Source organism: Maribacter sp. Asnod2-G09, from assembly GCF_045063795.1.
Taxonomy (GTDB): domain Bacteria; phylum Bacteroidota; class Bacteroidia; order Flavobacteriales; family Flavobacteriaceae; genus Maribacter.
In genome coordinates, this window is the sequence record NZ_JBEFOA010000004.1 from 562,079 (window position 1) to 577,907 (window position 15,829).

Annotated in this window: 18 protein-coding genes; 10 read left to right on the top strand and 8 right to left on the bottom strand. The window is 34.8% G+C overall.

The features are described 5' to 3' along the window. Nucleotides 1–3: 3 nt before the first annotated feature. The 10 genes from ACJJVT_RS09535 to ACJJVT_RS09580 all read left to right on the top strand — a co-directional run bounded on the left by ACJJVT_RS09535 (nucleotide 4) and on the right by ACJJVT_RS09580 (nucleotide 10,416). Nucleotides 4–993, top strand: a complete 990-nt coding sequence (locus ACJJVT_RS09535) for an MlaD family protein (protein WP_405398200.1) — start codon at nucleotides 4–6, stop codon at nucleotides 991–993. Between the two features lie 171 nt (nucleotides 994–1,164). Beyond that, nucleotides 1,165–2,436, top strand: a complete 1,272-nt coding sequence (eno, locus tag ACJJVT_RS09540; protein WP_405398201.1) for a phosphopyruvate hydratase — start codon at nucleotides 1,165–1,167, stop codon at nucleotides 2,434–2,436. Between the two features lie 90 nt (nucleotides 2,437–2,526). Then, entirely contained in the window at nucleotides 2,527–2,979 is a 453-nt protein-coding gene (locus ACJJVT_RS09545; RefSeq protein ID WP_405398202.1) for a pyridoxamine 5'-phosphate oxidase family protein, read from the top strand. An 84-nt stretch (nucleotides 2,980–3,063) separates the two neighbouring features. Further along, the gene (locus ACJJVT_RS09550; protein WP_405398204.1) at nucleotides 3,064–3,846 is read left to right on the top strand and encodes a (S)-acetoin forming diacetyl reductase; all 783 of its coding nucleotides are present in this window, start codon (nucleotides 3,064–3,066) and stop codon (nucleotides 3,844–3,846) included. 366 nt (nucleotides 3,847–4,212) lie between these two features. Then, a complete protein-coding gene (locus ACJJVT_RS09555; protein ID WP_405398205.1) occupies nucleotides 4,213–5,484 on the top strand; it encodes a TolC family protein in 1,272 nt (423 codons plus the stop codon). 19 nt (nucleotides 5,485–5,503) lie between these two features. After that, complete coding sequence (locus ACJJVT_RS09560) at nucleotides 5,504–6,418, top strand: HlyD family secretion protein (protein WP_405398206.1); 915 nt, start codon at nucleotides 5,504–5,506, stop codon at nucleotides 6,416–6,418. Between the two features lie 22 nt (nucleotides 6,419–6,440). Next, entirely contained in the window at nucleotides 6,441–7,370 is a 930-nt protein-coding gene (locus ACJJVT_RS09565) for an ABC transporter ATP-binding protein (RefSeq protein WP_405398208.1), read from the top strand. Next, a complete protein-coding gene (locus ACJJVT_RS09570) occupies nucleotides 7,357–8,118 on the top strand; it encodes an ABC transporter ATP-binding protein (protein ID WP_405398209.1) in 762 nt (253 codons plus the stop codon). Before ACJJVT_RS09565 ends, ACJJVT_RS09570 begins: the two co-directional genes overlap by 14 nt. A gap of 41 nt (nucleotides 8,119–8,159) precedes the next feature. Then, nucleotides 8,160–9,275, top strand: a complete 1,116-nt coding sequence (locus tag ACJJVT_RS09575) for an ABC transporter permease (RefSeq protein WP_405398210.1) — start codon at nucleotides 8,160–8,162, stop codon at nucleotides 9,273–9,275. Nucleotides 9,276–9,300: 25 nt separating this feature from the next. Continuing rightward, nucleotides 9,301–10,416 carry an ABC transporter permease gene (locus ACJJVT_RS09580; protein ID WP_405398212.1) on the top strand — a complete coding sequence of 372 codons (1,116 nt, stop codon included), beginning with the start codon at nucleotides 9,301–9,303 and terminating at the stop codon, nucleotides 10,414–10,416. Between the two features lie 132 nt (nucleotides 10,417–10,548). Here the strand turns inward: ACJJVT_RS09580 and ACJJVT_RS09585 are convergent, their stop codons facing one another. From ACJJVT_RS09585 to ACJJVT_RS09620, 8 genes are read right to left on the bottom strand one after another with little or no spacing between them, the layout of a single operon-like run. Further along, nucleotides 10,549–11,445, bottom strand: a complete 897-nt coding sequence (locus ACJJVT_RS09585; protein WP_405398213.1) for a F0F1 ATP synthase subunit gamma — start codon at nucleotides 11,443–11,445, stop codon at nucleotides 10,549–10,551. A 27-nt stretch (nucleotides 11,446–11,472) separates the two neighbouring features. Continuing rightward, nucleotides 11,473–12,993, bottom strand: coding sequence for an alternate F1F0 ATPase, F1 subunit alpha (locus ACJJVT_RS09590; RefSeq protein WP_405398214.1), 1,521 nt, complete (start codon nucleotides 12,991–12,993; stop codon nucleotides 11,473–11,475). A gap of 11 nt (nucleotides 12,994–13,004) precedes the next feature. Further along, complete coding sequence (locus tag ACJJVT_RS09595) at nucleotides 13,005–13,754, bottom strand: hypothetical protein (RefSeq protein ID WP_405398216.1); 750 nt, start codon at nucleotides 13,752–13,754, stop codon at nucleotides 13,005–13,007. A gap of 10 nt (nucleotides 13,755–13,764) precedes the next feature. Further along, entirely contained in the window at nucleotides 13,765–14,031 is a 267-nt protein-coding gene (locus ACJJVT_RS09600; protein ID WP_165748493.1) for a F0F1 ATP synthase subunit C, read from the bottom strand. A 60-nt stretch (nucleotides 14,032–14,091) separates the two neighbouring features. Continuing rightward, the gene (locus ACJJVT_RS09605; RefSeq protein ID WP_405398218.1) at nucleotides 14,092–14,808 is read right to left on the bottom strand and encodes a F0F1 ATP synthase subunit A; all 717 of its coding nucleotides are present in this window, start codon (nucleotides 14,806–14,808) and stop codon (nucleotides 14,092–14,094) included. Nucleotides 14,809–14,812: 4 nt separating this feature from the next. Continuing rightward, complete coding sequence (locus ACJJVT_RS09610) at nucleotides 14,813–15,112, bottom strand: ATP synthase subunit I (protein WP_405398219.1); 300 nt, start codon at nucleotides 15,110–15,112, stop codon at nucleotides 14,813–14,815. Beyond that, the gene (locus ACJJVT_RS09615; protein WP_405398222.1) at nucleotides 15,105–15,431 is read right to left on the bottom strand and encodes an AtpZ/AtpI family protein; all 327 of its coding nucleotides are present in this window, start codon (nucleotides 15,429–15,431) and stop codon (nucleotides 15,105–15,107) included. Before ACJJVT_RS09615 ends, ACJJVT_RS09610 begins: the two co-directional genes overlap by 8 nt. Next, the gene (locus ACJJVT_RS09620; RefSeq protein ID WP_405398224.1) at nucleotides 15,431–15,817 is read right to left on the bottom strand and encodes a F0F1 ATP synthase subunit epsilon; all 387 of its coding nucleotides are present in this window, start codon (nucleotides 15,815–15,817) and stop codon (nucleotides 15,431–15,433) included. The genes ACJJVT_RS09615 and ACJJVT_RS09620 overlap by 1 nt, the downstream gene beginning before the upstream one ends. Nucleotides 15,818–15,829: the final 12 nt, after the last annotated feature.

The following is a 15,829-nucleotide window of genomic DNA, read 5'->3' on the forward strand; positions in this document are numbered from 1 at the left end:
ATTATGGAAAAATCAGCATCTGAAAAATTAAGATTAGGCGTTTTTGTTCTTATCGGATCGGTCTTGTCGATACTTGTCATTTATTTAATTGGCAACAAGCAAAATATGTTTGGCAATACCTTTACCATCAATGCAACATTTAATAATGTAAGGGGACTGCAAAACGGTAATAATGTACGTTATGCAGGCATAAACATTGGCACGGTAAAAGACATAGAAATGATTAATGACACTACGATACAAGTAGGTATGTTAATTGACAACAAAATGCAGAAGCATATTAAAAATAATTCTGTCGCAAATATAGGATCAGATGGTTTAGTTGGCAGTATGATCATCAATATTGTACCTGGTATTGGCGAAGCCGCATATGTAAAACCTAATGATGAAATTAAGTCATTTAGTAATGTCGCTACTTCTGACATGATGAATACATTGAACGTCACAAACGAAAATGCAGCAGTATTTACAGCCCAACTATTAAACATAACACGTTCAATAAATGAAGGAAAAGGTACTGTAGGTCGTTTATTAAATGACACCGTATTAGGACATAATTTAAACCAAACGGTAATTAACCTAAAAAATACCACCTACAATGCTCAAAAAACGATGAAAAAACTAGATGATCTTGTAAAACATTTAGATAATAAAGAAAGTGTAGCAGCTACTTTATTTGGCGACTCGCTCTCAGGTAGAAAAATAAAAAACGTTCTCATAAATCTTGAAAACTCTTCTATTGAAATTGAAAAAACAACTAAAAATCTTAATGCTGTAATCGGCAATATTAATAATGGTGATGGCGCCATTAATTATTTATCTACAGATACTACTTTAGTTAACCAGCTTCAAAATTCAATGAAGAATGTTGATGAAGGCATCTTAAAATTCAATGAAAATATGGAAGCTCTTAAACATAATTTCTTGACCCGCGGATTTTTCAAAAAACAAGAAAAGCAAAAAGCAAAAAATCTAAAAGAGGTAGAAAACTAGCGAGGTTTAAAATTTAAACTTTCATGATTTGTATCATATATCATTTTTGAATACCACCATACCTTCATACTCTTAAAACAACAATGGGTTAGAATTAAGTACGCTCCACTATTGATTTTAATGATTTTCTTTAATGTAAAAGGAATAATACAATATTATAAATTCAATAAAATGAATTCAAAAATCACATCTATTTCAGCTTTAGAGATATTAGACTCTCGGGGCAATCCTACTTTAAAAGCATATGTAACATTAGAAGATGGTACCAAGGCTTCTGCCTCGGTACCATCAGGTGCATCTACTGGTCAAAATGAAGCTTTAGAATTACGTGATAATGAAAAGCGCTACCAAAGAAAAGGGGTGCAAAAAGCAGTAGATAATGTAAATACAAAAATAGCTACTGCCCTAAAGGGAATGGATGCCGTTTATCAAAAAAACATTGACTACACCATGATTGAACTAGATGGCACCGAAAATAAATCTAGGCTTGGTGCCAATGCTATTTTGGGTGTTTCTATGGCAGTTGCAAAAGCGGCAGCTATATCATCTAATCTTCCTCTTTATCGTTATTTGGGTGGTTCTAATACTGTACGCATACCAGTGCCATGCATGAACATTCTTAATGGTGGCGAACATGCAGATAACAGCGTAGATTTTCAAGAATTTATGTTAGTACCGCATGGTGCTCCAAATTTTAAAGAAGGACTCCGTTATGTTGCGGAAACATTTCACGTGCTAAAAAAAATATTAAAAGGAAAAGGTCTTACCACCAGTGTTGGTGATGAAGGCGGATTTGCACCTAATTGTGCTAGCAATGAAAGTGCTATAGAATTTATTATCGAAGCGATAGAACAAGCAGGTTATCAGCCTGGTATCCACTTATCTATTGCTATTGATAGTGCTGCAAATTCTTTTTCACCTAACCTAGACAACAAATACAATCTTACAAAGTCTGGTGCCGGTAAAATGACAACAGATCAATTAATTGATCTGTCTGGCGAATGGATTAATAAATACCCGATCATCTCTTGGGAAGACCCTCTTTCTGAAGGTGATTGGGAAGGTTTTTCAAAATTCACCAAAAAATTCGGAGATAAAATAGAAGTGGTCGGTGATGATATTTTTGTTACCAACAGAAAATATATCAGCAGAGGAATCAGTGAAAAGTCTGCCAATTCAGCGCTTATTAAATTAAACCAGATTGGGTCGGTTACAGAAACCATAGAAGCCGTACGCATGTGCCGTGAAGCAGGATGGCGCTACTTTCTCTCTCACCGATCTGGTGAAACCGAAGATACTTTTTTATCAGATTTTGCCGTGGCAATGGATGGCGGACATTTAAAGGCAGGATCAGCTTGTAGAGGAGAACGTGTAGCTAAATACAATAGACTACTTGAAATAGAGCACGAACTTAATGGTCGATCAGAATATCGCTGGAAATAGAACGTACTCCTTTACTACATAAGAAGAGACATATTATTAATAATACATAACACTAGTTATTAGAATTCATATTTATAACAAATCAGAATTATGACAGATATATCAGTTAGCGAAAGCACTAGTATTCTCAGAGAAAATTATAATGGTCATTTAGCATATATAGCAGATGGTAAACCCTACGTAATTCCCATAACCTATTTTTTCGATGCTGAAGACAATAGCATAATTAGCTATACTGCTGAAGGTCATAAAATTAATGCCATGCGAAAAAACAAAGATGTTTCTATGGTTGTAGAACAAATACAATCAATGGTAAATTGGGAATCTGCCCTTGTTCATGGAACTTTTGAAGAATTAGAAGGTAGTACTGCTAAAGAAAAGCTACATCAATTTACAGAAGGCATAAAGGCAATTATCCGTAGAAAGGAAAATAAAAATATTGAGTTTATCAATGAATTTTCAAGCAAATCGTATGCAAGAGGCACACCTATAGTTTATAAAATAAATATTGAAAAAGTTACAGGTAAACGTCGCGAGATATAATCTTGTTTCGGCATAGTATATATAATCTACTTATTGATTATATAATTATCAGAATTAGAAATAATAACAATTTAAAAAATCATAATGAGTGCAAAATCAAATAAAGTCGCAATGATTACTGGTGGCGGACAAGGAATTGGGGAAGCTATTTGTAAGAGGTTGGCAAAAGACGGATTCTCAATATCCGTTGCTGATTTAAACGAAATAAATGCTGCTAAAGTTGCCAAGGCAATTAATGAAGAAGGTGGTAGCGCAATTGCCGTTCAAGTAGATGTTGCAGACCGTGAGAGCGTATTCTCAGCTGTGGAAGAAACAGCTGCTAAGTTAGGTGGTTTTGATGTTATTGTGAACAATGCAGGCGTAGGTCCTATTACACCAATTGACACTATAACTCCAGAGCAGTTTGATAAGGTTTACAGAATTAATGTAGCCGGTGTGCTATGGGGAATTCAGGCTGCCCAAAAGAAATTTAAAGAATTAGGTCACGGAGGAAAAATTATAAATGCCACCTCTCAAGCAGGTGTAGTAGGTAACCCGGGCTTAGCACTATACTGTGGAACCAAGTTTGCCATAAGGGGAATAACCCAAGTTGCTGCTCGCGATTTAGCAAAAGACGCAATTACATCTAATGCCTACGCGCCTGGCATTGTAAAAACTCCTATGATGTTCGGCATAGCACATGACGTGGGTCAAGCAGCTGGCAAATCTGACGAATGGGGTATGGAAACTTTCGCTAAAAATGTAACATTGGGCAGATTATCAGAACCAGAAGATGTAGCTGCAGGTGTGTCTTTCTTAGCGGGTCCAAATTCAAATTATATGACTGGTCAAACTTTGATTATTGATGGTGGAATGCAATTTCATTAAACTGAATATTTAAGTCTAAAAAAAAGTACTCTAGTTCGTACTAACTGATTACACATATATTAAATAGTTCACCCAACAAGTGAAGTTCTAAGTACCATCTTTACATTCACATGTTGGGTTTTTTTTTTAAAAATCACTTTCACACACTTTTCTTTAGTATCAAAACACTTCTAAATAGATATAGAAATAAATAAGTACGGAGCTAATGCTATGTATTTATTTGATAAAAGTCACGCAATTTATTTTTTTACGATAATCTACAGCTACATGACCTGAATCATAAAGGAGGTGGAGCTAACAAGCTAGTTTTGTGTAGAATTAAGATTGTCTTCGGTAAAGACATCACATCATAAAAGTCTATATAAAATGAAACATTGTTCTATAATTTTATTGGTTATACTGCTCTTACCTGTAAGTTGGAGCTACGCTCAAACTTTAGAATTAGACTACTGCCAAGACAGAGCTAGATCTATTAGTCCTATTAAAAAACAAGAATTACTATATGAAGCAGAAGCTTCTATGAGCATCAAAAATTTAAATAGTTTTAACCTTCCACAATCACGGTTAAATGGTGAGTATAATTACTTGTCAGATGTTTTGGATATAGGAATTGATATTGCTGGTTTAGATATCGCAGAAATACCTCAAAACCAATACACACTATCCTTAGATGTATCTCAAAAAATCTATGATGGTGGTTATATAAAGAATGCCAAAAAAATGCAAAAAGCACAAATGGCTGCCAATATAAAGGGTATGGAGGTTGACTTGTTTGAGATAAAAGGAATGATAAATACGCTTTATTTTAATGCCTTAGTATATCAAGAAAACGAAAAGCTACTTTCAACGGTAGTTGATGAATTGCAAAAACAACTGCAGAAATTAATGTCTTTGGTTGAAAACGGTGCTATGTTAAAAAGTAACGCCAACATTCTTAAGCAGCAAATTTTACGAATTCAACAGCAAATTCTAGAAGTACAGCTAGGGCGGAAAGCAGTAATTGATATGTTAAGTGATTGGATTGGAGAACCCATAGCCCCAGACACCAAATTTAGACTCCCGTTAATAGCTGAACAAGATCTCGCCCAAGATATCAATAGACCAGAACAGCAATACTTTGATTTAATGAAAGACAATCTTGAATCTCAAAAAAAAGTATTAAACGCACAAGTTTTACCCAATCTATCTGGTATTGCTCAGTTGGGTATTGGGAGTCCTAATCCATTAAATTATTTTGAAGTAGACGCTACTGAATATTATGTTGTTGGAGCACGATTGAAATGGAATTTTTGGGATTGGAAACAAACATCCAGAAAAAAGAAAGTACTTGAAATTAATAAAGATATTCTGTCAAGCAAAAAAGAAGATTTTGAAAAGAAAATAAAAATAGCAGCTATTCGAGATCAATCCAGTATAGAAACCTACAAACAACTCATTGAAAAAGATAAAAAGATACTAGAGCTACAAGAAGATATTGTTCAAAAGAGTTATTCGCAATTTCAAAACGGTGTTATTACCTCAACAGATTACATCATAGAAATAAACAAAAGAACAGAAGCACAATTGAATCTTCAAATACACGGTATTCAAAAAATACAATCAGAAATTAATTATCTGACCACTAAAGGAAATTTATAACAATTAAATAAATATGAAAATGAAATATTTTATAGCCGTTATCATTTTAAGCTTCGGACTCATTGGTTGCTCTGGCGAAAAGTTATCTGATGCATATGGCAATTTTGAAGCTGATGAAGTTATTGTTGGCTCAGAAGGTCAAGGTAAAATTCTTGCTTTTAATGTCAAAGAAGGGGAGCAAATACAAGCGGGTACAATTGTAGGGTATATAGATACTATGCAGCTATCACTTAAAAAGCAACAGTTGATAGCTAGTATAAATGCTGTATCTGCACAGACCATAGACGTACAAAGTCAATTGAATATTTATAGGGAACAGAAAAACAATATTATACGTGAACAACGAAGAGTAGAACATATGTTGAAAGACGAGGCTGCTACCCAAAAAGAATTGGACAATATAAATGGAAACATTGAGGTAGTGGACCGTGAGATAGAAGCTGCCAGAAAAAAGTTAGAAACCAATAATAGAGGTATTCTAAGCCAAATAGAACCCATAGAAAGACAAATAGACCAGATCAATGATCAAATAAACAAAAGTCTAATCATGAACCCTATTTCTGGAACGGTACTTACCAAATATTCAGAAGAAATGGAGTTGGCGGGCTATGGAACCCCTCTGTATAAGATTGCCGGACTAGATGAAATTACACTCAAAGTTTATGTAAGCGGTGATCAACTTTCTCATATAAAAATTGGGCAAGAAGTTGAAGTATTGATCGATGACACTAAAAAGGAAAACCGTGCTTTAAAAGGAACAATAAAGTGGATAGCATCCGAGGCTGAGTTTACTCCTAAAATTGTCCAAACCAAAGACGAAAGGGTAGATATGGTGTATGCGGTTAAAGTATTGGTGCAAAATGATGGCTATCTAAAAATTGGTATGCCGGGCGAAATTAACTTCACGAGTAACTCGTCTGATGAAGAAAAATAAATATAACCACTAATAGGTAAAGATGACATCAATTTCGGCAGATAATATTGTAATGCATTATGGCAAGGTCAAAGCTTTAGACGCAGTTTCTCTAAAAGTAGAAAAAGGCGAATTGTTTGGGCTAATTGGTCCTGATGGTGCTGGAAAAACAAGTCTGATAAAGATTCTGGGCACTTTATTATTGGCTAATGGCGGTAAAGCCGAAATAGAAGGTATGGATGTTGTAAAGCAGTACCAAAATATACGGCGACAAATTGGCTATATGCCAGGTAAATTTTCATTGTATCAAGATTTGACTGTTGAAGAAAATCTAAATTTCTATGCCTCTATTTTTGGGACTACGTTAGAAGAAAACTATGACCTCATCAAAGGTATTTACCAACAAATAGAACCTTTTAAAAAAAGAAGAGCGGGTAAGCTATCTGGCGGAATGAAACAAAAATTAGCACTTTCGTGCGCTTTAATTCACAAGCCTAAAGTCTTGTTTTTAGATGAACCTACCCGAGGTGTAGATCCCGTTTCCAGACAAGAACTTTGGAATATGCTTCAAAGCTTAAAGAAAGAAAAGATAACCATTTTGGTTTCTACTGCTTATATGGAAGAAGCACTTCTTTGCGACCGAATTTCATTAATGGACCATGGTAAAATACTGGCTACGAACAGCCCAGAAGGACTCATAGCTGATTTTGAAAAACCGTTGTATGCTATACGCTCTGGCAATTCTTTTAAAATCATTAAAAAGCTAAAGACCTATGAGCACGCCAACTCTGTTTATCCATTTGGAGATTGGGTTCATTATACAGACCAACGTGATACGATTGATCCTACAGAAATAAAATCTTATTTGGAGAATAATGATACAGTCAATGTAGAAATAAAACAAATAAAAGCAACCGTGGAAGATTGCTACATGTCACTTACCTCTAAAAACAAAAGTTATGAGCCAGCCTGAAACAGCATTTAGCATTTATGTAGAAAATCTGACCAAAAAATTCGATGATTTTGTGGCGGTAGACAAAATTTCTTTCAATGTAAAAAAAGGGGAAATATTCGGGTTTCTGGGGGCTAACGGTGCTGGTAAGACTACAGCAATGCGAATGCTCATTGGTGTTTTAGAACCTACTAGTGGCAAAGGTGAAGTAGCAGGATATGATATTTTTAAAAACTCCAGAAAGCTTAAAAAACATATCGGTTATATGAGTCAAAAATTCTCATTGTATGATGATTTAACAGCAAAAGAAAACATGCGTTTTTTTGGAGGAATCTATGGACTTTCCAATAAAGAAATTAAAAATCGCACTAAAGAGCTGCTGACCCATTTTAAAATGGAACATATTGAAGAAGAACGTGTAAGCTCATTACCCTTGGGCTGGAAACAAAAATTGGCATTCTGTACTGCTTTAATGCATAAACCTGATGTAGTTTTTTTGGACGAACCAACTAGTGGTGTTGACCCTTCTATAAGAAGACAGTTTTGGGAAATGATTTATGAAACCGCAGAAGGCGGTGTAACCGTATTAGTAACTACCCATAATATGGATGAAGCTGAATATTGCCATCGAATATCTATGATGGTAGCCGGACAAATGATTAAAGTAGATACGCCACAAAATTTAAAAAATGAGTATAAACTAGAGACAATGGCAGAAGTATTTCTCCATTTAGCAAAAGGTTATGAAAAAGAACATGCGATTACTTAAAGCTAAATTGTTTTAGATCATTGAAGATATAAAAGAGCAAAATGAAAAATTTCAAAATATTCAAAGGACTTGTTCGTAAAGAGTTTCTCCATATTTTAAGAGATTGGCGTTCCTTAACAATGCTATTGGGCATACCTATTGTCTTGGTTTTACTATTTGGTTCTGTAATGACCATGGAAATTAAAGATGCCAATATTGCTATTGTAGATCATGCCAAAGATCACGATTCAAAAGAACTCATCAATTTAATTAGCACTTCAGAATTTTTTAAGTTGGTAAAATACCTAGATACTTCTGATGAGATTGATGAAGAATTTAAAAAAGGTACCATTCGTATGGCCTTTGTTTTTGATAAAGACTTTGGTTATAAACTTCACCATGAGGGTCATGCTCAAATACAATTAATTGCCGATGGTTCTAAAATTTTGACCTCCCCTAGCCTAATCTCTTATGGTAAGATTATAATCAATAAACATATCGCCAGTAAAAACCCGCCTAGCGCCGCCGGTTATTATATTATACCAACAGTGCGTATGATGTATAATAAAAATCTTAATGGTAGGTATATGACGGTACCTGGTATTATGTCAACCGTTATTTTATTGGTAGGCGCACTAATGACCTCACTTTCAATTACTAAAGAAAAAGAATTAGGAACTCTAGAGCTATTATTAAGTACACCCATTAATCGTTTTCTTATAATGTTCGCGAAAATAGTGCCCTACCTAGTCACTTCATTCATAAGCGCCTTATCTATAATTTGGGCGGCAAAATATGTATTTGAAGTACCGGTATCTGGTAGTATGGGACTTTTGATATTGAATACCGTTCTCTACATTCTTACAGCTCTTGCCTTAGGATTATTGATATCAACTTTCGCAAATTCTCAGCTTACTGCTATGATGATTACGATGACCTTATTAATGTTACCTACAGAAGTACTGTCGGGAATGACCTTCCCTACAGACAGTCTGCCAGTAGTATTACAATGGATGGGCAAATTATTGCCTTCAACTTGGTTCAACATTATAAGTAAGGGTATATTACTTCAAGGTGCTAAAGCAGATAATCTTTTATTTGAGACTACCATACTTGTGATAATGGTAATGGTATTTTATTTCTGGAGTGTAATACGTTTTAAACCCAGACTCCAATAACAATTAACAGTTAAAATACAGACCAATGCGTATCATAAGCTTCATTATTGTCAAAGAATTTATTCAGATTTTCAGAAATCCTCTGTTGGTACTCATTATTTTGTCTCAACCTTTTATACAAGTATTGTTATTAGGTACTGCGGGTGGTGACATTAACTATGCAAGTGTGTATGTTGTAGATGAAGATTTATCGTCTACTTCTAGAGAAATCATTTCTAAAATGGAGGGTTCAGATTTCTTTGATATCCGAGGGGCTTCTTTAACTATGGATGAAGCTTTTAAAGTAATGGAGTATAAGAACATTAATTTGATTGTACATTTTCCTCCAAATTTCGAAAAAAAACTACTTAAAGAACATAGCAGTAAAGTGCAATTGGTCACCAATGCCATTGATGCTATTACCGCCAGCCTTACCTATGCTTACTCAAGTGAAATTATAGGTGCAGTAAATAAAGATGTGGCAATAAAGTGGGGCTCAAAAAGCACCACCAATAAAGCATCAACCATTAGTATTCCATATTCTTACTGGTATAATAGAGCACTTATTAGCCAATATATAATGGTACCTGCGATGTGCGTTGCCATGGTTGTAATGATTACCATTCTATTATCAGGAATGAATATTGTAAAGGAAAAAGAAATTGGCACAATGGAGCAGTTGAATGTAACCCCAATGCGGAAAACTCATTTTATAATGGGGAAAATCATTCCGGTTTGGATTATTAATATTGTACTCTTGGGTATTGGTTTAATTCTAAGTAGAGTTGTATTTCACGTACCTGTAGTAGGTAGCCTTTGGCTAGTATTCTTTTTATCGGGTGTTGTAATGTTTCTACTTTTAGCGGTGGGAGTTTTAATTTCGGTAATATCAAATACGCAACAACAAGCCATGTTTTTTACTTTTTTCATCATAATGATATTTGTGATTTTTGGTGACTTTATAACTCCTATAGATAATATGCCTACATGGGGTAAGGCAATGGCCGAATTAAACCCTCAAGCCTATTATTCTCGTATGATTCACTTGGTAATAACTAAAGGTAGTGGCATAAAAGATATTTTACCTGACCTGTTAAAGGTCTCTGGATTAACCTTTGCTACTTTAGCCCTTTCCCTATACATCTTTAATAAAAAGGATTAAAAAATTTGACAGAGTTGACTTTTCACAGGTATCATCAATAGTATATACTTAGTTAAGCATAAAGCCGTAAATGCAAACAAAAAGGCTATCGTAACTTACGATAGGCTTTTTATTTAAACTTAACCTAAGATTTTAGTATTCGTCTTTCTTTAAAGCCGTAAATCCAGAAACAACATCAAAAAGTTCTTCATCAATAGAGCTTTGTCGTAATCTGTGGTAGGTATGCCCTATCTCTTCTAATAATTCTTCTATATTTTTCTCTGCACGTTGCATAGCATTTAACCTACTTAAATTTTCGCTAGCTAATGATTCTGTGCAGGTTTTATAAAGTGTAACAAAAAGATACTCTCGTATTAAACGATGTATAAGTACACCAACATCTCCTATTACTTCTGGCTGTTTTTTGGTAGGCCATTTTAACTGAGACTTTTCTTGAATCCATTTTTCATCTAGCGGAAACAGACGTAATTTCTGTTGATCATAAGAACCTTCATTAATCAAGTGGTTATGAAAAAGAAAGTATTCATCTATACTTCCGCTTCCACGATTTTTTTCTACTTCTACTAGAATTGAACCTATAAGAGAAGTAATGGCATTAATAGAATTTGGAAGTTTAAACTCCTTGGTCACCAACATCCCCATATCTTTTAATAATAAAGGAACCCGAACGCCTACGGTCCAAATTTCTAATGTACCCTCATGAGTAGATAAATAATCTTGAACATATTGCGAAAGCGCATCATTAAACTGCCCAACAAACCCTTGATCTGATCCAAAAACAATTGCGCAAATAGATTTTTCACTTTTATTAGTATTGGCGATTCTGCTATTCTGCTGATTATCTAATCTAACATGTTTTAAATAGGCTACTAAACCTAAAGAAACATTATTCCAATAATGACCTAAAGACTCCATTGCCATTTCATATTGACCAATATTGGCCGCAGCCATTGCCTTCATAGTACGCACTATAGAATTCAGATCTTTGGCTCCGGTAATTTGTCTTGTTAAGCTTTCTAACGAATCCATAGTTACATATTTATTTGATTACAATGCTTATTGAAATTCTTTGAGTGCAGCCGCTGTAGTCTTTAAAACAAGTTTTATAGCTGCATCATCTAAACCTCTATCGGTATACAAAGATTTATGAATAGTATCTGGTAAAGTGGCTATACTTTTAATAACCGCCTTTTCAGCTTTACTCATGTTTTCTATTGTTATGTCATCAAAGAATCCGTTTGTTAATGCTAAAAGAACACCTATTTGTTCTGCAACAGATAAAGGTTGAAGTTCATTCTGCTTTAAAATTTCACGAATACGCTTACCATGCTCAATAACCTTTTTTGTTTCCTCATCTAAATGAGAACCAAAACGGGCAAAAGTTTCTAATTCTTCGAACTGTGAAAATCCAAGTTTCAAAACACCTGCTATAGATTGATAAGCCGATAATTGCGCTTTACCACCAACACGAGAAACAGATTTACCTACCTCAACAGCAGGTAAAATACCTAGGTCAAATTGTTTGGGCGATAAATAAATTTGACCGTCGGTAATTGAAATTAAATTAGTGGGAATATATGCCGACATGTTCTGCGCTTCGGTCTCTATTATAGGTAGAGCAGTCAATGACCCACCGCCGAGCTCTTCACTTAAATGAGTAGAACGTTCTAATAATCTAGAATGTATATAAAATATATCTCCGGGGAATGCCTCTCTTCCAGGTGGTCTTTTTAATAAAAGGGATAGTTCTCTATATGCTCTAGCATGGTTTGTTAAATCATCATATACAATGAGCACATCTTTACCCATTTCCATAAAATATTCAGCGATACTAGTTGCTGCATAAGGAGCTATATATTGTAACCCAGGACTATTATTACCTTCTGTAACCATAACAACGGTATATGCCATTGCCCCATTTTCTTTTAAATCTGCAACTACCTTTGCAACCGCAGAAGCTCGTTGCCCTATAGCACAATAGACACAGATAACATCTTTATCTTTTTGATTAACGATAGTATCTATTGCAATTGCAGTTTTACCTGTTTGTCTATCCCCTAAAATTAATTCTCGTTGTCCCCTGCCTATGGGTATGAGTGCATCTATAACCTTAATACCGGTTTGTAGCGGCATGCTTACCCCAGAACGATCCATAATTGGAGTAGCATTTCGTTCTATGGGCAATCTTTTATCATAAGCAATAGCCCCTTTTTCGTCCATTGGTTCTCCTAAAGGACCTATTACCCTACCTATAAGGGATTTACCCACAGGAACATCCATAACCCTATTGGTACGTTCTACAAGGTCACCCGCATTTAAATCTGAATCTTCACCTAAAAGAATAGCACCAATTTCCTCTTCTTCAATACTAAAAGCAATACCATATAAATTACCAGGAAATTTCAATAACTCCTCATACCCAACATTGGGTAAACCTGATACTTTGACCACACCAGCTGAAACACTGGTAACCCGACCCACTTCTTTTGGGGCTAATTTAAACTCATGATCGGTTCTATTTTTAGCAAGCTCATTGAACGTATCATCTAATAAGCTTTTGTAGTCCGTTACACCCATATTATATAATTTTATTTGGTCGCTACTTCAACATCTTCTGCAAACGACCCTAAATATTCTGCAACGCTCCAAGACAATTTGTAACCATTTGTTAAAATTTCAATACCGTTAATAAGCTCTGGTTGTATTTTAAATTCAAAAATACTATCGGGTTTCAGCAAGCTACTTATCGCTTTTTTTACGAGAGCTCGTTGTTCCCCAGATAAAGCAAAGGCACTTTGAACCAGTATAGCTTTACCACCTCTTAAAGCTTCTGAAAATTTTGTTTTTTCATCAGCTTTTAGACCATTTAATCGTTTTAAAAAAACAGCAACAGTCTGATCTTCTAAGCTAACGGATGAAAGGTCTTTCAATGTTTTTCTTGCAATGTCAAGAACTTCACCTTTTAACCTTTTAGTCATGTTGTCATTTTTAATAGCTTGATCCTCGGCAAATGCTTTTTCTAAACTATTTTTAAGCTTGTTAGCTTCATCTCTAGCACTAGCTTTTAATCTATCTGCTTCTGCTTTAGCTTCATCAGCTGCCTTTTGCATTAATACATCTTTCTCTTTATTGAAAATTTCGTTTTTATGGTTGAATTCATCTTTAGCTTGGTCTGCTTCTTTCTTTTGAGATTCAGCAGCTAAAAGTTGTTTCTTAATATTCGATTCCCGTTCATCTATTGCAGATAAAATGGGTCGATAAAGAAATTTTTTCAATAACCACATCAACACCACAAAATTGATGATTTGAGCTATTACGGTAAACCAGTCGATTTTCATGTTTGTAGTATTATGCGATGAAATGGTTCCAGAACGGATTGGCAAAAATTAAAATCATTGAAATCACAAAACAATAGATTGCCAAAGATTCTAACATAGCCAAACCCACAAACAAAGTACGGGTTACAGTCTGACTTGCATCTGGTTGCTGCGCCATAGAACTTAAGGCGGTAGAAATAGATTTACCTTGACCTAGAGCCGGTATCATACAGCCAATTCCTGTGGTTAAGCCGGCAGTAATGATTGATACCATTGCTATTATTGTAGTATTATCCATAGTATTAAATTTTATAGTTTTTATTTTAAATTTTGAATTGAGATTACCTTCTTATTAAGTTTATTCTACTATTATTTTTTTAGCCTTATTCTTTCGCCGTAACTTCTTCTTGTCTGATTCTTCGGTTGCCGCAGCGATATAAACTGTTGCTAAAATGCTAAAGATGTACGCCTGTATAATTCCTGTAATTAATCCTAATACGGTCATTAACACCGGAAAAAACAAAGGGGCAATACTTAAGAGAATAGTGACAATCAAACCACCACTCATAATATTACCAAAGAGACGAACAGCCAATGCCAACGTTCGTGATATTTCGCTAATGATATTAAAAGGTAGCATGATGAATGTTGGCTCTATAAATGTTTTTAAATATTGTAAAACACCATTCTCTGCTATACCAAAAATGGGTGTTGCAAGAAAAACACATAGCGCCAAAGCTGCCGTTGTTGATAACGAACTTGTAGGCGGTTCATAACCAGGGAAAATGATACACAAATTGGCAAAAGCAATAAAAATGAACAAAGTGCCTATAAAACCAAGGAATTTCTCTGATTTCTTTAAACCCACTTCTTTTATCTGTTGGTTCATACCCGTTACAAGCATTTCTAAAATGCATTGCCATCGTGATATTTTTAAACCTGTTTGTAGTTTTCTGGTTATTAGAACAGCTGTAAGAACCAACACCAGCATCAATACCCAAGTGGTTACCAATGTTAGATTGATGGTTATAAAACCATTCTGCCAAAATATTGTTTCGTCTGGACTAAGTTCCATCTTACTATTGTTTGTCTATTGTTATAGGTTTCATCTCTTTTATTTTGGTCATACGAACAACAACAAACCGAGCTATTATAAAGCCTAAGAGACAAATCAGCATATACTTTAAACTATGCTGACCCATATAATAAAAGCCCAATAGCGTAATGCCTACTCGTATAAACAAACTCCCTATATACCAAAGTGCAGGATTTTTTGAATCAAGCATTTTCTTTGAAGTAAACCATAGTCCTCCAAAAAATAGGAGTCCTAGGCACGAGCCACCTAACAGTACCAATAAAGTCATAAGTAAATCATTCATTCTTTTTATTTTTATGTTCGTGCATTGATTTATTTTCTTTATCTATCCATTGCCAAGCAAGTGCGCAACCAATAAATAAACCGCCTATTAATAAGGTTAGCGTCCAGGAAAAAGTCTGCGGATAATCTTTATCTAACCAAACCCCTAATACGGCTCCAAATACGGTTGGTACTGCAACAGACCAACCCACCATACCAAAAGTTCCAAATCCTCTCCATTCACTTCTTTTCTCTTCATTTCTGGCATATAACATTTGCCGTTCTTTATTATCTACTTCATCTAAAAAGCTACTTTTTTTATTATCGCTAGTCTTATTCATTATTGATGAAGTTTTTTAATACCATGAATAAATTCACTTTCTAATTTGGCAACAGCCTTTCGCATATCTCTTTCCTCTTCATCTAAATTCACGAATTGGTTCGCTACCGCGTTTCTAAGTTGACCTAGGTCTGCCCCGGCTATAGCATTTCTTACAGATACCTCCACATAACCGTCTCGCTTTGTTAGAATACCTTCATCCAATGCTATAAAGTGTTCTTGTCCATTTTTTGTTTCATAGGTTAAAATACCAGGTACCAAAGCAGCTACACAATCTAACCTTTGCGGTAAAAACCCATAAGAACCAGCGTTGGTATCTACTACTATGCGCTGCACATCTGAGATTTTCAGAAATATCTTAAACGGAAGTAGAATATGTAGCTCCATTATTTTTGGTTT